Origin of the sequence: Amycolatopsis mediterranei (assembly GCF_026017845.1) — a bacterium.
GTDB lineage: Bacteria > Actinomycetota > Actinomycetes > Mycobacteriales > Pseudonocardiaceae > Amycolatopsis > Amycolatopsis mediterranei.
Genome location: NZ_CP100416.1, coordinates 1,030,553 through 1,050,423, shown reverse-complemented (window position 1 = coordinate 1,050,423; position 19,871 = coordinate 1,030,553). Strand labels below are relative to the sequence as shown.

Here is a 19,871-nt window from a genome sequence, read left to right as displayed (position 1 = left end):
GGCAATCCGCCCCCAGCCTACGGAGGTCCCACAACGGCCTCAGTAGAGTCTTCTTGGAGACACACCGGTGTCCTGGGGGAAGCACGGGGTCGCAGGGGGAGGAAGCGCGTGACCGAACAGGCTGCGCCGGCCATCCCGGCGCGCCGGCGGCCGGACACCGGCCGCGGTGCCGCGGTCTTCGCCCGCCGCGGCGGCAAGGTCGTGGTTTCCCTGCTGTCGGTGGTCGTGCTGGCCCTGACCTGGTACGGCTGGCAGTACATCGGCGATCCCACCACCGGCCTGACCACCACGAACGTCTTCGCCGACACCGAGGCGCACGCGAAGCCGCTCGACGGCGCGATCGACATCCTCCTGGTCGGGCAGGACAGCCGCACCGACGCGCAGGGCAACCCGCTGCCGCGCGAGGTGCTGGACATGCTGCACGCCGGCGTCTCCGACGGCGAACTGAACACCGACACGATGATCCTCGTGCACATCCCCCAGAACGGGAAGCACGCGATCGCGGTCTCGTTCCCCCGCGACTCGTGGGTGGAACTGGCCGGCGGCTTCGGCAAGCACAAGCTCAACAGCGCGTTCGTCTACGCGTACACGGACACTTACCGGGCGTTGCAGCGCCAGGGCATGACCGACCTCAAGGAAGCCGACGCGCAGGCGAAGGTCGCCGGGCGCAAGAACCTCATCGCCACGCTCGAGAAGTTCATCGGCAAGCCGGGCATGATCGACCGCTACGCCGAGGTGAACCTGGCGAGCTTCTACGAGATCACCAAGTCCATCGGCGGCGTCGAAGTCTGCCTCAAGGGCCCGGTCAAGGAAACGAAGTCCGGCGTCGACCTGCCGGGCGGCCGCCAGACGATCGAAGGCGTGCAGGCGCTCGCCTTCGTCCGCCAGCGCTACGGCCTGCCCAACTACGACCTCGACCGGATCGCCCGCCAGCAGGCGTTCCTCTCCGGCCTGGCCCGGAAGGTGATCTCGAGCGACGTGCTGACCAGCCCGGTGAAGATCGCCGACCTGGTGACGGCCGTGAAGAAGTCCGTCGTGGTGTCGCAGGGCTGGGACCTGACCGAGTTCGCCGCGCAGATGCGCGGCCTGACCGGCGGCAACATCGAGTTCCACACCATCCCCACCCTGGGCAACGCGACCATCGGCGGCGCCGACGTGCTGCGCGTCGACCCGGCCCAGGTGGCGGCGGAGGTGGCGCGGCTGACCTCGGACGGCGGCACTTCGGCGGTTCCGGCGTCGACGCAGCTGCCCGGGGCGAAGGCCGTCACGGTCGAGCTGTTCGACGGCTCGGGCACGCCGTCGCTGGCCGGCCAGACGCACACGATGCTGCAGGACAAGGGCTTCACGCTCGCCGCCGACCAGCGGCTGGGCGTCCGCACCACGACGGTCGTCCGGTACAACCCGGCCGACGACACCGCGCTGGGCCTGGTCAAGCAGGCGCTGGGCACCGCGGTGCAGGCCGAGCCGGACCGGGACGTCCCGGCCGGGCACGTGCGCGTGCTGCTGGGCAAGGACTTCCGGAGCCCGGCCGCCGCGCCGACGTCGACGGCCGCCAAGCCGCCGGCCGCCACGTCGGCGGCGCCCACCCCCGCCGCGCCGCCGATCACGGCGGGCGACGTTCCCTGCGTCAACTAGACTGCGTACGCAGGGTGTTCGGGGGAGGTAAGCCAGCGTGGCAGGCGACCAGGAAGAACCGGAGGCGACGGCCGATCCGGTGACGCACAGCGACGACCACCGTTTGCGGGGGTCCGGGTGGCGAAGCCCCCGGCCCGGGGCGAAGCCCCGGACGACACAGAAGCCGTCGCCGGTTCCGCGGCAGGCTGCCGCTGCACCGCCGTCGCGGATGCGTCGGGTGGGCCGGGTGAGCCGCCGGGTCGTGGTCGGCTTGGTGTCGCTGCTCGCGCTCGGGGCCAGCGGCTACGTCTACGTCACCAAGGACCAGCTGCAGAACACGGTCCCGACGACCGACGCGCTCACCCCGCGGGCCGGCGAGCCCGCGCCGCCGCCCGCGGACGACGGCGCGGAGGACATCCTGCTCGTCGGCAGCGACGCGCGCACGGACGCCCAGGGCAACGCGCTGCCGGTGCGGGTGCTCCGGCAGCTGCGCACCGAATCCAACGACGGCGCGGTGAACACCGACACGGTGATCGTGCTGCGGGTGCCGAAGAACGGCGGCAAGCCGTCGGCGGTCTCGATCCCGCGCGACACGTGGACAGCGATCCCGGGCCGCGGCGAGGCGAAGATCAACTCGGCGTACGGCGTCGCGAAGGCGCACTTCGCGCAGGTGCTGCGCGGGCAGGGCGAGCGCGACCAGGCGAAGATCGAGCGCGACTCCGACACCGAGGGCCGCCGGGTGCTGGTGCAGGCGGTGCAGGACCTGACGCAGGTGCGGATCGACCACTACGCGGAGATCAACCTGCTGGGCTTCTACCTGCTGACCGAGGCGCTCGGCGGCGTCAAGGTGTGCCTGAACCACGCGACCGAGGACAAGGATTCGGGCGCGAACTTCCGCCGCGGCGAGCAGACGGTCTCGGGCGGCGAGGCGCTGTCGTTCGTCCGGCAGCGGAAGAACCTGCCGCGCGGCGACCTGGACCGGATCGTCCGGCAGCAGGCGTTCCTGTCGTCGGCGCTGCACCAGCTGCTTTCGGCGGGCACCCTGACCAGCCCCGGCACGCTGAACGACCTGATGGACGCGGTGCACCGGTCGTTGACCCTGGACCCGGGCCTCGACCTGCTGCAGTTCGCCCAGCAGGCCAGGGGGATCGCCTCGGGCGAGCTGACGTTCGCGACGATCCCGGTGGTCACGGCGAACGGCCGCAGCGCCGACGGGCAGAGCATCGTGCAGATCGACCTGACGGCGGTCCGCGAGTTCGTGGCGAGCCTGGCGGGCCGCCCGGCCCCGGCCGCGGCCCAGGCACCCGGAGGGCCCCCGGTCGGCGGCAGCTCGACGGCGGTCCCCACCTCCGCGGCCGGCGGCGGCTCGGGCAGCGGCGCCGCCCCCGCCGCGGCGCCGCTGCTCCGAGACTCGCCCGGAGTCCCCTGCGTCAACTGAAGTCGGCGCGGTGGTCCTCCGCCCACTGCCGGAACGTCCGCGGCGCGTGACCGGTCACCTCGCGCACCACATCCGTCACCAGCGACGGCTCCCGTGTCGTCCGCTCCCAGGCCCCGAGGACCGACACCGGCACGTCCGCCGGCCAGCCCAGCGCCAGCATGCGCTCGATCGCCTGGTCCTTCGTCAGTTCTTCGACCGGCAACGGCCGGCCGAGGACGTCCGCGAGCACCGCGGCCTGCTCGCGGAACGAGATCGGCTCCGGGCCCGTCAGCGCGAGCGACGCCCCGTCGTGTGAGCCGTCGATCAGGATCCGGGCCGCGACGTCGGCGATGTCCCGCTCGTGGATCGCCCCCGTCCGCGAGTCCGGGTACGCCGTGCGGACGACGCCCTCCGCGATGTCCGCGCGCCAGCCCAGGGTGTTCGTCGCGAAGGCGCCCGGGTTCAACGCCGTGGAAGCGAACGCCCCCGCGGCCAAGGCCTGCTCGACCGCGCGGTGCAGCCCGGCGATCCGGCTCTGCGCGGCATCAGGTTCGAGCGTCGCGGCCGACGACAGCAGGACGACGTGCCGCACCCCGGCCGCTTCGGCCGCCTTCACGAACCCTTCGATGCCTTGTGGCCGCGTGTACAGGAACACCGCGGAGACGCCGTCGAGCGCGGGGTCCAGCGTCGAGGCGTCCTCCAGGTCCGCGCTCACCTTCGCGACGCCGTCCGGCACGTCGAGCTTCGCGGCGTCACGGCTCGCCGCTCGGACGTCCTGACCTGCGGCGACGAGCGCGTCGACCACCGCGCGCCCGATGTGTCCGGTGGCCCCGGTGACGAGAATGGTCATGATGCTCCCCAGCTTCCGAGATAACGTTTGCTTTCAAAGCAAACGTACTGAGGTCGATCATCCGGTGTCAACCGGCGCCGCGCGTGGTCCGCGCTTTAGCCTTGTCCCCATGAGCCTGACCGACGAGCTGCTGCGCCCGCTGCCGGCCGCCCAACCGTTGATCACCCACTACGACGACCAGCTGGGCAGCCGCGTCGAGCTGTCCGTCGCGACCACCGCCAACTGGGCGGCGAAGACGGCCAACTGGCTGACCGAAGAGTTCGACGTCGAGCCGGGCGACGCGGTGGCGGTGCAGCTCCCGGCGCACTGGCAGACCGTCGGCGTGCTGCTCGGGGCGTGGTGGTGCGGGGCGCGCGTCGTGTCCGAAGGCGTGGGCGCGCGGGTGGCGTTCGTCGGGCCGGACGACCCGGAACCGACCGGCGCGGCGGCCACCGCCGTCGTGACGCTGGACCCGATGGGCCGCGGTCTCGCCGAGCCGCCGGGCGGCGGCGCGTTCGACTACCTCACCGAGTCACGGCTGGCGGCCGACCAGTACCGCCCGCTCTTCCCGATCCCGGGCACCACGGCCGCGCTCTTCGAGTCCACTGTGGACGAGGTACTGACCGAAGCCAGGGCCCGCGCCGCGAAACTCGGCCTCACCGCGGCCGACCGCGTGCTGTCGACCCGGGACTGGGACGGCCCGGAGGGCATCCTCGACGGCCTGCTCGTCCCCCTGGCCGCGGGCGCTCACCTGGTCCACGTCAGCAACGCGGACCCGGCGAAACTCGCCTCACGCCGGGACGCGGAACGCACCACGGCGGACCTCCCGGAGTAACAGCGTGAAGGCCACCTCGGGCGAGGTGGCCTTCACACCTGCTACGGGGTTCAGGCGTTCTGCAGTTCGCCGACCTCGGCGTCGCGGCGGGCGCGCTTGCGGCCCCACAGCAGGTGGTCGAGCGAAAGCCGGCCGCCGTTGAAGCCGAGGGCCAGCCCGGCGAGCGCCAGCACCAGGACCAGCTCGTAGCCACCCTGGCCGGTCAGGCCGTTGTCGATGTGCACCGAAAGCAGCGCGCCGACCGAGATGATGACGTAGCCGATGCCGACGAGCGGCAGCAGGAAGCCGGCGATGAAGGCGACCGAGCCGAGGATCTCGACGGCCATCGCGAAGACCGCGGCGGCCGTGGGCAGCGGGATGCCCGACATCTCGAAGAACTTCGCCGTGCCGTCGATGCCGTTGTTCCACTTCTGCAGCCCGTGCGCGAGGAAGACGACCGCGACGCCGATCCTCCCCAGCAACAGGGCCACGTCCTTGAATCGTCCGAACATCGGTTTCAGCTCCCGGGTAGGTGAATATTCAACTGACCCGACCCAAAGTAGGGCACCGGGCACCGCACCCGAAGCTCCGGAGCGTGATCGACAGGAAACCGACAGGCACCGCTCAGCGCTTGTGCGTCCAGGCGGCCGGGAAGCAGTAGACGCCGAACGCGGCGAGCCCGAGGGCCACCACGGTCAGCAGCGCGGTACCGAAGGGCTGGGCGGCGAGCGTCTTGAGCGCGGCGTCCAGGCCGCCCGCCTTGTGCGCGTCGGAGTCGAACCCGGCGATGGCCAGCAGGACCGCGACGACGGCGAGGACGACACCCTTGGCGAGGTAGCCGGTGGTGCCGAGCCAGGCGACCCAGCGGCGCGACTTGGCCGGCAGTTCGGACGTGTTGAGGTCCACGAGGAACTTCTGCTTCGCGCCCTTGATCCCGGCGGCGATCGCCACTCCGAGGACCGCCACCGCGACGAGGACCACCAAGACGGGCCCGGCCGGCAGCGACAGCAGCTTGCCGGTGAACTCCTGCTGCTTCTGGCTGCTCGACCCACCGCTGCTGCTGCCGGTGGCGAGCCGGAAGGCGGTGAAACCCAGCACGAGGACGACGACGCCACGGGCGGCGGCACCGATCCGCTTGCGCGTCCGCTGCCCGCCGCTGACCCACTCGTAGCCGGTGGCGGCCATCAGGAACTGCCACAGCCCGAAGAGGACCAGTCCGATGGCGACGACCCAGAGCAGGACCTGGCCGAACGCCGTCGAGCCGATCTGCTCGAGTGCGCCCTTCTGGTCGGCCTGCTCACTGCTGCCGAAGGCGACTTGCAGGGCGAGGTAGGCGAGCACGAGGTGCACGACTCCGTAGCACGCCATGCCGGCGCGGCCGAGCAGTTGCGCGGTGTTGCTCTTCTCGCCTCGTTCGGCGGTGGCCTCTGTCCGGTTCATGCCTTCTGAGTACCCATTCCGCTTCATGATCGGCTGGGCCGAGTGGGGCAACGTCGTTGCGACGTTGGACGGATCCGGGCTCGTGAGCGCGACCGGCCCGCTACAGGCCGTCGCATGTGGACTCCCCGCGCCGTCAGGCGGGGCGGCGCCGCACCTCGTCGAGGCCGGCCCAGCCGCCGTTGACGGCGAGCAGCGTCAGCACCTGTTCCGCCTGCTCGGCGAACCGGGTGAGGTCTTCGTGCAGCAGCGCCGCGCGCTCGCCGTCGAGCTGGTCGAAGTCGTCGAACCACAGCGAGATGGCCGAGCCCGCCGTGACGGCGAGCCCCTGCGTCAGGCTCAGGAACCCGGGCGACGGTGCGTCGGCGGCCGCGCGGTAGGCGGTCTCGATCTCGTCGCACGCGGCGAGCAGGTCACGCAGCTGGCGGACGGCACCGGCCGGGGTCCCGTCCCAGGCGGCGGTCGGCCAAGCGCGATCGGACAGCTCGAGCCACAGCCGCCAGCCGGCGACCAGCTCGGCTTCGTCGTGGGGCGTCCAAGACGCCGGAACCGGCCAATACATGCTTCGAGCGTGACACCGCCGGAGCGGAAATCCGCCCCGGCGGTGGGTTATGTCTCATGTGGCGAAACTCAGCCGATGACGGGCGGCACGAACACGCAGGGCGGCGTCTTCGCGTGCGCGGGATCGAGCGCGTTGAGCACCAGCCCCTCGGCGACCGGGTCGTAGGTGATGCCGAGGTGGTCGGTGAAGTCGAGCCCGCAGACGTTCTGGAGCAGGACGTTCTTCACGTTGGGAGCGGCTTCGAGGAAGGCGCTGGTGTACGGCGTCACGACGTCGTCGAAGCGGGTCTGGATGACGGTGTACTGGATGCCGGGCACGGTTTCCCCACCGGCGTTGAGGTCGGTGAGGAAGTCCGAGCCGACGGCCTGCTCGTTGCAGGCCTGGCAGGCGGTCCCGAGCGCGACCGGCACGCCGGGGATCCGCTCGAGGGTGCTCAGCAGGCCGAAGAGATCGGTCCCGTGGTTGGACGGCGACAGCCCGACCAGCCGGCTGATCTTGCCGGCGCCCCCGAGGTACTTGATCCAGTACCGGACGTTCATCCCACCCTGCGAGTGCCCGACGACGTCGAGCTTCGCCGCCCCGGTGGCCGCGAGGACCTTGTCCCCGAAGGCGGCAAGCGCTTTCGTGGTGTCGGCGATCGGCCCGACGGTCTGCAGGAAGGAGCCGGGCGCCCCGCCGAAGTTCCCGGCGAAGACGCAGTACCCGGCGTCGGCGAGCTTCCGCGAGAGGTTGGCCCAGTTCTCGTAGGCGTTGGCGGTGGTCCCGTTGGAGAGCAGGACGGGGTTCGGGTGCCGGTCGGAGGGCTTGCAGTTCCAGTCATTGGCCCCGGGCGGGGCGATGGTGGGCGCCCCGAGCGAGTACAGCGCGGCGGTGAGGATGGTGGGCTGGACGGGCCCGGTGGGTTCTCGTTCAGCCGCTCGGCCGGTCCCCGCCCCCAGTACGAGTGCCGCCACCGCAGCCGCGGCGGCCGTGAGCCACCTGCGCGTCGTTGCGCCCATCCGCTTCACCTCTCTGTGAACCGATGGTGACCCGCGTCACCGAGGGTTTAACGCGCGAGTAACTTGTCCGGACCTCCCCCTGGTGAGTGAATTTCCTCCGCCGCGTCAGAGAGCCGCACCGAAGTACGCGGCGAGCTTCTCGACGGCGGGGTCGATGAATTCCTTCTGGTCGTAGAGGTCGACGTGGCTCGCGCCCTCGATCCAGTGGAGCTCCTTGGGGCCGGTGGCGCGCTGGTGGACCTCGACGGCCATCCAGGACGTGACGGCGCGGGTGCCGACGATCTGGAGCAGCGGACGCGGGGCGATGAGCGGAACGGCGTGGAAGGCGTCGAAGGAGGCCAGCTTGTCGACGCTCGGCCAGGCGAGGAACTTCGCGGAGCGTTCGTGCTCGCTCCGAGGGGTGCAGTAGTACTCGAAGCCTTCGACGCCGTGTTGCCCGCCGAGCGCACCGGCCTCCGCGGCGGTCTCGGGGAACACGGTCAGCACACCGGGGTCTTCCCCTCGTGCGGCGGCGGTCCGGGCCTGGGCGGCGAGCCCGAGCAGCCCCTGGAAGACGGCGGGGTCCTGGGTCCCGTCGGCGCCGTAGCGGAACTGCCGGGCCACATCGGCCCCGGAGACGGTGGCCACGGCCTTGACGCGGTGGTCACCTCCGGTGGCCGCGAGCGAATAGCCACCGGAGGCGCAGATGCCGAGCAGGCCGATGCGGCCGGCCACGGGGCCCACACCCCCGCAACCCCGATCCGAAGCCAAAACACGGCCGCCCGTAGTCACAATTCAGGCTTCGGGTGGCGGAGAACAATCAGCCCTTGAGCAAAGCCCGAGCCATGACCACCTTCTGAATCTGGTTCGTCCCCTCGTAAATCTGGGTGATCTTCGCGTCCCGCATCATCCGTTCAACCGGGAAGTCCCGCGTGTACCCAGCCCCACCGAAGAGCTGAACGGCATCCGTGGTCACTTCCATGGCGATATCGGACGCGTACGTCTTCGCCGCGGAAGCCATGAAACCGGCCCGCTTGTCACCACGCTCCGAAGCCGCAGCCGAGGCGTAGACCAGATGCCGGGCAGCCTCGATCTTCGTCCCCATCTCGGCCAGCATGAACTGGACACCCTGGAACTCGGCGATCGACTTGCCGAACTGCTTGCGGTCCTTCACGTAAGCAACAGCGGCATCGAGAGCACCCTGCGCAATACCCAGCGCCTGCGCGCCGATCGTGGGCCGGGTGTGATCGAGCGTCCGCAGCGCGGTCTTGAGACCGGTCCCGGGCTCACCGATGATCCGGTCCTCCGGAATGGTGCAGTTCTCGAAGTAGATCTCCCGAGTGGGCGATCCCTTGATCCCGAGCTTCTTCTCCTTCGGCCCCAGGGAAAAACCGGGATCGTCCTTGTGCACGACAAAGGCCGAAATCCCGTTGGCCTTCTTCTCGGCGTCCGGATCGGTGACCGCCATCACGGTGTACCAGGACGATTCACCCGCATTGGTGATCCAGCACTTGGTGCCGTTCAGCACCCAGTGGTCACCGTCGAGCCGCGCCCGCGCCCGCATCGACGCCGTGTCCGAGCCGGCCTCGCGCTCCGAGAGCGCGTACGAAGCCGACGCCTCCCCAGACGCGATGGAGGGCAGCACCAGCTTCTTCAGGCCCTCCGAAGCCGACAGGATGATCGGCTGGGTCCCCAGCTTGTTGACCGCCGGGATCAGCGACGCGGAAGCGTCGACCCGCGCGACCTCTTCGATCACGATGCAGGCGCCGACGGCGTCGGCACCCTGGCCGTCGTACTCCTCACCGATGTGCACGGCGTTGAAGCCCGACTTGACCAGCGCGTTGTACGCCTCGATCGGGTACCGCTCGTTCTCGTCGACCTCCGCCGCGTACGGCGCGATCTCCTTCTCGGCCAGAGCCCGGACCGCGGCCCGCAGCTCCTCGTGCTCCTCGGCAAGCTGGTACAGGCCGTCGGTCACTTCCGGTCACCTTCTCTGGAACGTCGGGAGGGGTTCCGTCGATGTTAGCGCTCGTTCACCTGCGTCGTCCTTGTGGCGTTGACCGCAGAATTCGTATGGTCGGGTGATGCCGATCACCGCGTCGACGACGCCGCCCGGTCTGCCCGCCTCCCTCGACTACCCCGAAGTCCCCGTCGGGTCGATCCTGGCGGCCGGTGCCGCGCGCTGGGGCGACCGGACCGCCTTCGCCCACGACGGCCGCAGTCTCACCTACGCCGAGACCCACCGGGCCGCCTGCCGGTTCGCCAACGCCCTGCGCGAACGCGGCATCGGCCGCGGCGACGTCGTAGCGCTGCACCTGCCGAACTGCCTGGCCTTCCCGGTCGCCTACTACGGCACGCTGCTGGCCGGGGCCACCTTCAGCCCGGCGAACCCGCTGCTCCCGCCGGACGACCTCGCCTTCCAGCTCGCCGACTGCGAGGCGGCCGCCGTGGTGACGTTCGGCCCGGTCGCCGGGGCACTGGCGAGCGTCGCCGACCGGATCCCGGCGCGGTTCACCGTCGTCGTCCAGCCGGTCGCCGACCTGCCCGACGGCGCCGTCGAGTTCGAGGCGTTCCACGCTTCGCAGCCCGAGATTCCCCCGTCCGTGGATCTCGACCTCTCCGAAGACCTGGCCCACCTGGCCTACACGGGTGGCACCACCGGCCGGTCCAAGGGCGTGCGGCTGTCGCACCGCAACGTCGTGGTCAACACGCTGCAGCACGCCTGCTGGGGCACCGGCTCGGTCCCGGCGCTCGACGAGCGCGGCGACGTCACGATCGACCAGATCGGCGGCGAGGACGAGTGGCCGACGCGCCTGGGCACCGGCGTCGCGATCAATCTGACGCCGTGGTTCCACGCGATGGGCATCATCGGCGGCCTCAACGCGGCGGTGGTCGCCGGGACGTCGATGGTCCTGCACACGCGTTTCGACCCGGCGGCGTACGTCGCCGACGCCGAGCGGCTCCGCGTCACCGGCATCGGCGGCGCGCCGGCGCTGTTCGCGGCCTTGCTCGCGACGCCGTCGTTCCACACCGCCGACCTCTCGTCGGTCCGCGCGATCGGTTCGGGTGCGGCGCCGATGAACCACGCGATGATCAACGCGCTCCGCACGCGCTTCCCCGACGTGGTGGTCACCGAGGGCTACGGCCTGACCGAGGCGACGATGGGCGCGGTGATCTCGCCGACGTACCGGTCGGGCACGCGCAAGGTCGGCTCGGTGGGCCTGCCGATCTTCGACACGGAGGTCAAGATCGTCCCCGCCGAGGGCGGCGAGGACCCGCTGCCGCCGGGCGAGCGGGGCGAGGTCTGCCTGCGCGGGCCGCAGATCATGCTCGGCTACCGCAACCGCCCGGAGGAGACGGCGGCGGCCTTGGTGGACGGCTGGCTGCACACCGGCGACATCGGCATCCTCGACCCGGACGGCTACCTGTCCATAGTGGACCGCAAGAAGGACATGCTGCTGTACAAGGGTTACAACGTCTTCCCGCGCGAGCTCGAGGAGCTGCTCATCACGATGCCGGGCGTCGCGGCGGCCGCGGTCGTCGGCCGCCCCGACGCCGAGGTCGGCGAGCTGCCGGTGGCGTTCGTGGTGCCCCGCGGGTCGCTGGACGCCGACGGGCTGATGGCCGCGGTCAACGAGAAGGTGCTGCCGTACAAGCGGTTGCGGGAGGTGCACGTGGTCGAGCAGATCCCGGTGTCCGCGGCGGGGAAGGTGCTGAAGCGCGAACTGCGGCAGCAGCTGATCGGCGAGCTCGGCTAGGACGTGGGCTTGAACCGGCAGGTCTCGGGCTGGGCCACGCAGTCGTACCGCTGAGCGCCTTCGATGCGCATGTTGTACTCGACTTTGTGCGGTCCCCACGCGGTGGTCGCGAAGGCGGGTTGCCCGGCGGGCGGCACGACGAGGGTGTGCTTGCCGCCGCGGTAGGAGTACTCGATGCGGACGCGCCAGAGGCAGAAGCAATGTTCGGTCTTCGCGCGGATCACCAGGTGCTCCGGCTTGCCCTGCTCGACGAACCGGATCTTGCCGTCGGAGAGGTAGGGCCGCGCACCGGCGCCGTCCCCCGGAACCAGGGCGGGGATTTCGGCGCCGGCTCCGGAATCGAGCCGGAACTCGACGAGGGCGGTCTCCTCACTGCCTTGAGGATCGGCCACGAAGGCGGTCCCGCCCAGTGGATCGTGCCGCTCCTCGACGACGGCGGTGATGCTCTCGAGGTCGATCCGCCCGGCGCGGTGGCTTTCCAGGGTGACTTGCTGCCCGGAGGTCCCCAGCTGGGCGTGGGTGTGCTGCCGCACCTCATCGAGAACCCGGCTGGAGGCAAGCTCCCCGAGCACGGCATCGGTGGCCCAGTACTGCCCGGCGACCAGCTCCGGGTAGCTCTCCCCGCGGGCGGAGAGGACATCATCGGAGAAGAGGTCCCGAGCCCGGTCGGCAACAAGCGGAGCAACCCCGGGCACGGCGACGGCCAGCACCAGCGGAGTCACGGTGGCAAGAAGCCATTTCGGCGCGCGCCCCAGCCCCCGCCACCAGGCGAGTCCCCGGTTCGGCCGCCGAGCGGGCGGCCGGAGCGAAGTCCCCCGCCCGGCAACGGCCGGTTTCCGCTTCCGGTTCACGCCTCGGCGCCTTCCTGTTTCGGCCCGGTCTCGCGCTCGAGCTCCGCCGGCTTCGCGGCGGGCAGCGGCCCAGCCTGCGCCTCGGCCGCCGGGCCCGCACCGGGCGCCGACTCAGTCCGGGGCTCGGTCGCCATCTCTATGCCCAGCTTCGACTTCGCTCCCGGCTCCAGTTCCGCCCGCGAATCCGGCCCGGCCTGCCCCTCGGCCGCCAGCTCTTCGCCAGGCTCCGGGTCGACCGCCGGCTCGGTGTCCGGTTCCTGTGTGATGCGCGGCCCCACCACCACCGCCAGCAGCGGTACTGCCACCAGTGCCGCGAAGTAGCCCATGCCCAGCGCCAGCTCGTCGCGCTGGGCGCTGACGCGGTTGGCGATGCCGGTCGGGTCCCACAGCAACCACGCGTTGATCAACAACACCCCGTACAAGCCGCCACATACGTACAGGGCCGTTGTGCGCAGGGTGGCTCGGCGCCAGCCCGTGGTCAGGGCCGTTGCCACCAGCAACACCAACGTGGCGATCAGCCCCACCCGGTAAATCGCGGGCCAGCCGGTGACGACCGCCGGGAGGTCGCCCTCCGTGTTGTCGATCTCGAACCACGGGAGGGCCTGGGACAGCACCACCAGCGGGACCGCCAGGACCAGCGCCGTCAGCCGCACCGCGGGGGTTCGGCGCGCTGGTGGCGGGGCGGTGGCCGGGGCCATCGGGATGCGCGTTGCCGCCGGGACGCCCGCGATGGCCACGCCCAGGCCGAGGAACAGCAGACCTCCCGTGTAGAACACCAGCCCCTGGGCGGGCGTCACCAAGAGGTCCGGCCGGGCCGGGTCCAGCCCCGCGGACGGCAGGCTCGAACCCAGGTCGGCCGCATTGGCCCGCAACCCGACGAACAGCGCCGACAGGGCCGGCACCGGCGCGCACACCACGACCAGCAGCCACCGGATCCCCGTCCGCCTGCGCGCGGCCGCGAAGGCGACCGCCGCGCCCACCCCGGTGAGCACCAGGAGCACCGCGAACGTCGGGCCCTGGCGCTCGATGCTCGTCACCGCCAGCGTGAACGACGAGGTCCGCGGGCCGGTCCGGACCGAAATCCAGGGGAACGTCAGCGCGACGACGGCCAGCCCCGCACCGATGCCCGCCAGGACCACCCCGGCGAGCCAGGGCACCGCGACACCGTCGTCCGGCCGGGAAGCCGCCATCTCACGCCCTCTCGAAGAACCCGAAGACTCCGAAAACCGGAGTCCGGACCTTAGCGGGTTCTTCCGGACGCCGGAGGGGAATCCGGACAGGAGGTCGCGAATGGACCGATCAGTGGCCCGTCTTCTCGCGCAGCGCCGCGTCCTTGTCCAGGACCAGCTTCTCCAGGTCCTCCTGGAACTTCGCCATCTTCGCGCGCAGGCCCTCGTCGGACGCCGCCAGGATGCGGACCGCCAGGAGACCCGCGTTGCGGGCGCCGCCCACCGAGACCGTGGCCACCGGGACGCCCGCCGGCATCTGGACGATCGACAGCAGGGAATCCAGGCCGTCCAGGTACTTCAGCGGGACCGGGACGCCGATCACCGGCAGCACCGTCGCCGACGCCACCATGCCGGGCAGGTGGGCCGCGCCGCCCGCCCCCGCGATGATCACGCGAAGGCCGCGCGACGCCGCCGACGTCGCGTAGTCGAGCATGCGCTGCGGGGTGCGGTGCGCCGAGTAGACGCCGACCTCGTACTCGACGCCGAACTCGTCCAGGGCCGCGCCCGCCGCCTCCAGCGTCGGCCAGTCCGAGTCGCTGCCCATGATCACGCCCACCTGCGGCGCCATACCTGATCTCCTAGTGGATTTCGTAGCCGTCGAGCCAGACGGCGTGGGACAGCCAGTGCGCCGAGAGCAGCGCGCGGTGGCGCAGGTCCTCCATGCGCTCGCCGGTGAAGTTGACGTGCCCGAGCTTGCGGCCCGGCCGCTCCTGCTTGCCGTACAGGTGCACCCGGGCCTCCGGGTACCGCGCGAACAGGTGGTGCAGCCGCTCGTCCGGGCCCATCGCCGGCAGCTCCGGCGCGCCCAGCACGTTCGCCGACACGCACGCGGGCGCGACCAGGTCGGTCCGGCCCAGCGGGTAGTCGAGCACCGCCCGCAGGTGCTGCTCGAACTGCGACGTGCGCGCGCCGTCCATGGTCCAGTGGCCGGAGTTGTGCGGGCGCATCGCCAGCTCGTTCACCAGCAGCCCGGTGTCGGTCTCGAACAGCTCGACCGCGAGCAGCCCGGTGACGTCCAGCGTCGCCGCGATCCGCAGCGCCAGGTCCTGGGCCTCGTGCACCCGCGAGTCGTTCAGCCCCGGCGCCGGGGCGAGGACCTCGGTGTTGATGCCGCCGGTCTGCACCGTCTCGACCACCGGGTACGCCGCGCCCTGGCCGAAGGGCGAGCGGGCGACGAGCGCGGACAGTTCCCGCCGCATCGCCACCTTCGCCTCCACCAGCAGCGCCGTGTCCGCGGCCAGCAGCTCCGGCACGGTCTCGCGGGCGTGCTGGGCGGTGTCGAGCATCCAGACGCCGCGGCCGTCGTACCCGCCGGTCGACGCCTTGAGCACCACCGGCCAGCCGTGCTCACCGCCGAAGGCCACCACGTCGTCCACAGTGGACACCTCGGCGAACGCCGGGCCCGGCACGCCGAGGCCCGCCATCATCTCGCGCATCACGAGCTTGTTCTGCGCGAAGCCCAGCGCGGCCGGCGCGGGCCGGATGACGAAGCCCTCCATCGCGAGGGTCAGCAGGTGCTCACCGGGGACGTGCTCGTGGTCGAAGGTGAGCACGTCGACCGAGGCCGCGAACTTCCGCAGCGCGTCGAGGTCCGTGTGGTGTCCCAGCGTGACGTCGCCGGCGACGAGCCCGGCGGCTTCGTTCTCGCCCGCGGCGAGCACGCGCAGGGACTGGCCGAGGGAAATCGCCGCCTGGTGGGTCATCCGGGCCAGCTGGCCGCCGCCCACCATGCCCACGACGGGCAGACCGGTGTGTTTGTCCATAACGCCGATCAGCCTAAACGGTGACGACCTGGGGTGACCGCCGGACCAGCCGTAGCTCACGCGCCGCGAGGCCGAGGATCCCCGCGGCCGCCGCGAGCACGTAGAGGTTGCCGAGGACCGACCAGCCCAGGCCCCAGCCGAACTCCCGGTCACCGCCGTTCGGCACCAGCATCACGATCTGGGAGACGAACAGCAGCGCGACCGCCGCCGCGGCCCACCACCGCGCCTTCACCACCAGCAGCGTGAGCAAGGGCACGCACCAGACCCAGTGGTGCGACCACGACACGGGCGACAGCAGCAGCCCGTAGAACGCCGTCACCAGCAACGCCGCCGCCTCCTCGCCCCGCCGGTGCAGCCGCACGACCAGCCACACCGACGGCACGGCGAGCACCGCCGCCACCCCGACCGCCACCGCCAGCGACCAGGGAGCCAGCGCGGAGGCCCGGTTGACCAGCCCGTTGAGCGACTGGTTGAAGATCCAGTGCACCGACCCGACCCGGGTCGGGTCGGTCGCCGAATCCCGCCAGAACCGCACCGCGTCGACCGGGATGACCGCGAACATCGCCGCTTCGAGCGCCGCGAACGTGCCCAGGGCCCGCAGCCCGTCCTTCCACCGGCCCGTGAAGAACAGGTGCGGCACGAAGATCAGCGGGGTCAGCTTGATCGCCGCTGCCACGCCGATCAGCACGCCCGCCCACCGCGACTCGCGCTGGGACAGCACCAGGACGTCCAGCACCACGAACGCCATCAGTATCAAGTTGATCTGGCCCAGGAACAGCGTCTTCCACACCGGTTCCAGCCCCAGCGCGATGGCCGTTCCCGCCGGCAGCGCCCACCGGCTTCTTCCCAGAAGCGGTGCACCCCCCGGCGACGACGAAACCACCGTGATGACGACCATAAGACCGACCACCGACAAAAACGCGATCACGCCCCAGACCAGGCCGGACGGAACCAAAGCCAGCGGCAGGAAGAGCGGCGCGGCGGCCGGGGTGTAGGTGAACGGCAGGCGCACCCAGTCCGGCAGCGCCGTCAGCACGTCCCGCGTGTAGAGCGGGTCGCCGTGCAGCAGCGTCAAAGCGCCCGCGCGGTACACGGCGCTGTCCGCGCCGAGGTGCCACCCGGCCAGCCAGCCGACCACGCCGAAAGCCAGCACGAGCAGCGCGAGACCCCCGGCGAGAAAGCGGCCGGTGCGCGCCTCAGACGGCGGCTTCGACGTCGACATGCTCGTCCGCAGCGGCCCTCTTCCGCGCTCGCCGCATCAGGCCCCACCGCAGGATGAGCGCGAAGGCCAGCACGACCGGCATCAGGATGTAGGCGTCCCCCAGGACGTTCTGCCACACCTTCCAGTGCAGCTCGACGTTGCGGCCGTTCGGCAGGATCAGCAGCACGCAGCTGACGAACACGAACGCGACCAGGCCGGTCCCGACCCAGCGCCGCCACGCCGTCTTCGGGGTGGTCTTCGGCAGCCGGGAGACCAGCAGCACGATCAGCGGGATCACCCACACCCAGTGGTGGGTCCAGGAGATCGGCGACATCAGCAGCGTCCAGAACGCGGTGACGAGCAGCGCGGCCAGCGCCTGGCCCTTGCGGTGGAAGCGCATCAGCAGCCACAGCGCCGGGATCGCGAGCAGGAACCCGATGCCCATCGCCGCCTTCGACGCCCACGGCGCGAGGTCGGTGGCCCGGTTCATCAGCGCGTTCAGCGACTGGTTGCCCGCCCAGTGCACCGGCCCGATCCGGCCGGTGTCCGGCAGCGTGACGGTCCAGTACTTGGCCGCGTCGTGCGCGTTGATCAGGAACATCAGGCCCTGGAGCAGCACGAACGTCGCGAACCCGCGGATCGCGTCCGTGCGCCGCCCGGTGATGAACAGGTGCCCGAGGAACACCAGGGGCGTCAGCTTGATCGCCGCCGCGACCCCGACCAGCACCCCGCCCCAGCGGCTCCCCCTGGACCCGATGACCAGCATGTCCAGCAGGATCATGGCCATCAGGATCAGGTTGATCTGGCCGAGGAAGATCGTCCGCCACACCGGCTCGAGGGCGAGGAAGACCAGGAAGAACACGATGGTCGAGCGGGCCGGGGAGGCCCACCAGCGCGGCCCGTCGGCGGACGGCCGCGGCAGCGCGCCGATCGCGATGCGGATCGACAGCGCCATCGCCCCCAGCGAGACGGCGGTGATCAGGCCCCAGGAGATCTGCGTCGGGAACGCGGCGAGCGGGACGAAGATGAGCGCCGCCGTCGGGGGGTAGGTGAACGGCAGCAGCGCCCACCACGGCTCGTCGGGCAGGGTGTTGGCGTCGTAGAGCGAGTCGCCGTGCAGCAGCGACAACGCGCCCGCCCGGTAGACCGCGCTGTCGACGCCGAGCACCCAGTCGTGCTGCCAGCCCCAGATGCCGTACCCGATCGCGACCAGCGGAATCACCGACAGGATCAGGATCGACCGCGGGCGGACGGACAGGCGGGCGAGTGACTTCCGCAGGGCCAGCCGGTGCTGGGATCTGGCCGCGACTTCGCCGTCGACGTCGGTGGATACGGTCCGGGTCACCGCACCAGGAAATCATGACCGGCCCGGTCCCGGTCGGAAGGGTCCTGGCGGAACCGGACTCTTCCGGTGTTCTACGCGCGCGCCAAGTGGGCCAGCAGGTCGCAGGCGAGCTCGTGGGTGGCGGGCAACCGCACCGCCGAAACGCGCGGTCTGCCCATGTCGGCCAGCTGGGTGTCGACCGACAGCCGCTCGTGCAACGCCCTGCGCAGCGCGACGCCGTGCGAAGCGAGCCGCTCGTCCTTCGGGACCAGGGCCGCGACGACGGACGGCCCCAGCGAAGCGACGCTCTGCCCGCTGTCGAACACCGTCCGCAGCGCGTCCGCCACCAGGATCATCCCGGTCAGCCGCGGGAAGCCGGCGACGGCGGTGAGGTCGAGCGAGACGACGAGCAGCACGTGGTCCTCGGCGGCCGGCCGCTCGCGCGCGACGGCGGCGCGGTAGACCTCCGCGAGCCGGGTGCGCAGGTAGGCGGCCGTGGGCAGGCCGGTCAGCGAGTCGGTGACCTCGGTGTGCACGAGCTGGTCGGTGGCGACGTCCGCCCAGGCCAGCGCGGTGGTCCGCAGCAGCCGCGCCGGCGTGGCGTCGACGTCCGGCGCGACGAACCCGTCGCCGCCGTGGCCGAGCACGGCGTGCAGCGCGGCGAGGTCGGCGAGGGTCTCCGCGAGCCCCGCACCGGCCGCCGCCCGGGCCCTGGCCAGCCCGGCCAGCGCGGTTTCGGCGGCTTCGACGCGGCCCTTCGCCATCACCGCCGCGCAGACGGCGTCGACCTCGGGCAGGGCCCAGTCGCTGGGGAACCGCCAGCCCGCGGCGAGGCTGGCCGTGCGCCAACGGGCCCGCAGCGCGCGCAGGGAGGCGTCCCGCTCGGCCGGCGTCGGCGGGGTGTCACCGGAGCCGGGTCGCGCAGCCGGAACATCCACTGGCCACCCGCCCCTTTCGTCCGGTTCGCAACGATCTTGTCCTTTGCTTCACGATGAGGACGTACCCCGAAGGGCACCGTGACGCGTACTGCGCGGTTTTTGTCGTGAAGCTTTTCCCCGGCCGGACCCGGGGGTGGGTGATTTTGCTCCGCCGTCGGAGTCATCACGCCCACCACGACGTGACCGCCGGGGGTGGGTCAGTCACACTGGTCTCGCGTCCGGGATCGGCCAGTAATGGCAGGTCCTGGCCTTAGCCGACCGAGGAGTGCCGTGTCCACCGTTCCCGCCGATCTCAGCGGAAAGAGTGACTCCGAGCTGATTGCGGAAGTCCGCTCCGGGAAGATCGCGTCGTACGGAACGCTCTACGAACGACACACCGGCGCGGCCCGCAATCTGGCCCGCCAGCTGGCCCGCTCCAGCTCCGAAGCCGACGATCTCGTGTCCGAGGCGTTCGCCAAGGTGCTCGACACGCTCCGTGGCGGCAAGGGCCCGGACACAGCCTTCCGGGCGTACCTGCTGACCGCGCTGCGTCACACCGCGTACGACCGGACCCGCAAGGAGCGCCGGGTCGACCTCAACGAGGACATGACCGAGGTCGGCGGCGCCGCGGCCGAGGCGCTGACCGTGCCGTTCTCCGACACCGCGGTCGCCGGGCTCGAGCGGACGATGGCCGCCAAGGCGTTCGCGCGGCTGCCCGAACGCTGGCAGGCGGTGCTCTGGCACACCGAGATCGAGCAGCAGAGCCCGGCCGAGGTCGCGCCGCTGCTGGGCCTGACCGCGAACGGAGTCTCCGCGCTCGCCTACCGCGCCCGCGAGGGGCTCCGCCAGGCCTATCTGCAGGTCCACCTGCAGGAGAACGCCGGGGAACGCTGCCGCGCCTGCGCCGAGCGGCTCGGCGCGTGGACCCGCGACGGGCTGTCCAAACGGGAACGCGCCCAGGTCGAGAGCCACCTCGACGAGTGCGACCGGTGCCGGGCGCTGGCCGCGGAGCTGGCCGACGTGAACGGCGGGCTGCGCGCGATCATCGCCCCGATCGTCCTCGGCGGCGCCGCGCTGGGCTACCTCGCCACCATCGGCGCCGCGAAGGCGAGCGCGGCCACCGCGGCCACCGCGGGCGCGGCCGCCGCCGGTGCCGCGGCGGCCGGCGGCAAGGCCGG

General features: G+C 71.5%; 19 protein-coding genes. 5 read left to right on the top strand and 14 right to left on the bottom strand.

Going from position 1 to position 19,871, the window contains the following annotated elements; translation table 11 throughout:
* The first annotated feature begins 108 nt into the window (after window positions 1-108).
* Together ISP_RS05095 and ISP_RS05090 are read left to right on the top strand one after the other, a co-directional pair.
* Complete coding sequence (locus ISP_RS05095; RefSeq protein WP_013222916.1) at window positions 109-1,635, top strand: LCP family protein; 1,527 nt, start codon at window positions 109-111, stop codon at window positions 1,633-1,635.
* A 217-nt stretch (window positions 1,636-1,852) separates the two neighbouring features.
* Window positions 1,853-3,052 carry an LCP family glycopolymer transferase gene (locus ISP_RS05090; RefSeq protein WP_013222915.1) on the top strand — a complete coding sequence of 400 codons (1,200 nt, stop codon included), beginning with the start codon at window positions 1,853-1,855 and terminating at the stop codon, window positions 3,050-3,052.
* On the opposite strand, the gene ISP_RS05085 is transcribed toward ISP_RS05090, so the two are convergent.
* On the bottom strand, window positions 3,045-3,881 hold the full coding sequence (locus tag ISP_RS05085; RefSeq protein ID WP_013222914.1) for an NAD(P)H-binding protein: 837 nt from the start codon (window positions 3,879-3,881) through the stop codon (window positions 3,045-3,047). The genes ISP_RS05090 and ISP_RS05085 overlap by 8 nt on opposite strands.
* A gap of 109 nt (window positions 3,882-3,990) precedes the next feature.
* On the opposite strand from ISP_RS05085, the gene ISP_RS05080 reads away from it, so the two are divergent.
* Window positions 3,991-4,695: a TIGR03089 family protein gene (locus ISP_RS05080; protein ID WP_013222913.1), complete on the top strand. Its 705-nt coding sequence runs from the start codon at window positions 3,991-3,993 to the stop codon at window positions 4,693-4,695.
* Between the two features lie 50 nt (window positions 4,696-4,745).
* Here ISP_RS05080 and ISP_RS05075 read toward each other — a convergent pair whose 3' ends face one another.
* The 6 genes from ISP_RS05075 to ISP_RS05050 all read right to left on the bottom strand — a co-directional run bounded on the left by ISP_RS05075 (window position 4,746) and on the right by ISP_RS05050 (window position 9,628).
* On the bottom strand, window positions 4,746-5,186 hold the full coding sequence (locus ISP_RS05075) for a DoxX family protein (RefSeq protein WP_013222912.1): 441 nt from the start codon (window positions 5,184-5,186) through the stop codon (window positions 4,746-4,748).
* Between the two features lie 112 nt (window positions 5,187-5,298).
* Window positions 5,299-6,114, bottom strand: coding sequence for a DUF1206 domain-containing protein (locus ISP_RS05070; protein ID WP_013222911.1), 816 nt, complete (start codon window positions 6,112-6,114; stop codon window positions 5,299-5,301).
* A 133-nt stretch (window positions 6,115-6,247) separates the two neighbouring features.
* Window positions 6,248-6,673, bottom strand: coding sequence for a hypothetical protein (locus ISP_RS05065; protein WP_013222910.1), 426 nt, complete (start codon window positions 6,671-6,673; stop codon window positions 6,248-6,250).
* 68 nt (window positions 6,674-6,741) lie between these two features.
* Window positions 6,742-7,671, bottom strand: coding sequence for an esterase/lipase family protein (locus tag ISP_RS05060; RefSeq protein WP_013222909.1), 930 nt, complete (start codon window positions 7,669-7,671; stop codon window positions 6,742-6,744).
* Window positions 7,672-7,776: 105 nt separating this feature from the next.
* On the bottom strand, window positions 7,777-8,385 hold the full coding sequence (locus ISP_RS05055) for an alpha/beta hydrolase (protein WP_014466617.1): 609 nt from the start codon (window positions 8,383-8,385) through the stop codon (window positions 7,777-7,779).
* An 85-nt stretch (window positions 8,386-8,470) separates the two neighbouring features.
* On the bottom strand, window positions 8,471-9,628 hold the full coding sequence (locus ISP_RS05050; RefSeq protein WP_013222907.1) for an acyl-CoA dehydrogenase family protein: 1,158 nt from the start codon (window positions 9,626-9,628) through the stop codon (window positions 8,471-8,473).
* 106 nt (window positions 9,629-9,734) lie between these two features.
* On the opposite strand from ISP_RS05050, the gene ISP_RS05045 reads away from it, so the two are divergent.
* Window positions 9,735-11,408 (top strand): class I adenylate-forming enzyme family protein, encoded by a 1,674-nt coding sequence (locus ISP_RS05045; RefSeq protein WP_014466616.1) that lies wholly within the window; start codon window positions 9,735-9,737, stop codon window positions 11,406-11,408.
* On the opposite strand, the gene ISP_RS05040 is transcribed toward ISP_RS05045, so the two are convergent.
* The 7 genes from ISP_RS05040 to ISP_RS05010 all read right to left on the bottom strand — a co-directional run bounded on the left by ISP_RS05040 (window position 11,405) and on the right by ISP_RS05010 (window position 18,714).
* A complete protein-coding gene (locus tag ISP_RS05040; RefSeq protein ID WP_013222905.1) occupies window positions 11,405-12,130 on the bottom strand; it encodes a hypothetical protein in 726 nt (241 codons plus the stop codon). The genes ISP_RS05045 and ISP_RS05040 overlap by 4 nt on opposite strands.
* Before the next feature lie 125 nt (window positions 12,131-12,255).
* Window positions 12,256-13,449, bottom strand: a complete 1,194-nt coding sequence (locus ISP_RS05035; protein WP_013222904.1) for a hypothetical protein — start codon at window positions 13,447-13,449, stop codon at window positions 12,256-12,258.
* A gap of 109 nt (window positions 13,450-13,558) precedes the next feature.
* Complete coding sequence (gene purE / locus ISP_RS05030; RefSeq protein WP_013222903.1) at window positions 13,559-14,056, bottom strand: 5-(carboxyamino)imidazole ribonucleotide mutase; 498 nt, start codon at window positions 14,054-14,056, stop codon at window positions 13,559-13,561.
* Between the two features lie 10 nt (window positions 14,057-14,066).
* Window positions 14,067-15,251 (bottom strand): 5-(carboxyamino)imidazole ribonucleotide synthase, encoded by a 1,185-nt coding sequence (locus ISP_RS05025; RefSeq protein ID WP_013222902.1) that lies wholly within the window; start codon window positions 15,249-15,251, stop codon window positions 14,067-14,069.
* A gap of 13 nt (window positions 15,252-15,264) precedes the next feature.
* The gene (locus ISP_RS05020) at window positions 15,265-16,473 is read right to left on the bottom strand and encodes a glycosyltransferase 87 family protein (RefSeq protein ID WP_013222901.1); all 1,209 of its coding nucleotides are present in this window, start codon (window positions 16,471-16,473) and stop codon (window positions 15,265-15,267) included.
* Window positions 16,448-17,797: a glycosyltransferase 87 family protein gene (locus ISP_RS05015; protein WP_013222900.1), complete on the bottom strand. Its 1,350-nt coding sequence runs from the start codon at window positions 17,795-17,797 to the stop codon at window positions 16,448-16,450. The genes ISP_RS05020 and ISP_RS05015 overlap by 26 nt, the downstream gene beginning before the upstream one ends.
* Before the next feature lie 71 nt (window positions 17,798-17,868).
* Window positions 17,869-18,714 (bottom strand): hypothetical protein, encoded by an 846-nt coding sequence (locus ISP_RS05010; protein WP_013222899.1) that lies wholly within the window; start codon window positions 18,712-18,714, stop codon window positions 17,869-17,871.
* A gap of 270 nt (window positions 18,715-18,984) precedes the next feature.
* Here ISP_RS05010 and ISP_RS05005 point away from each other — a divergent pair.
* The coding region (locus ISP_RS05005) for a sigma-70 family RNA polymerase sigma factor (protein WP_265049898.1) at window positions 18,985-19,871 on the top strand (887 nt) is incomplete at its 3' end.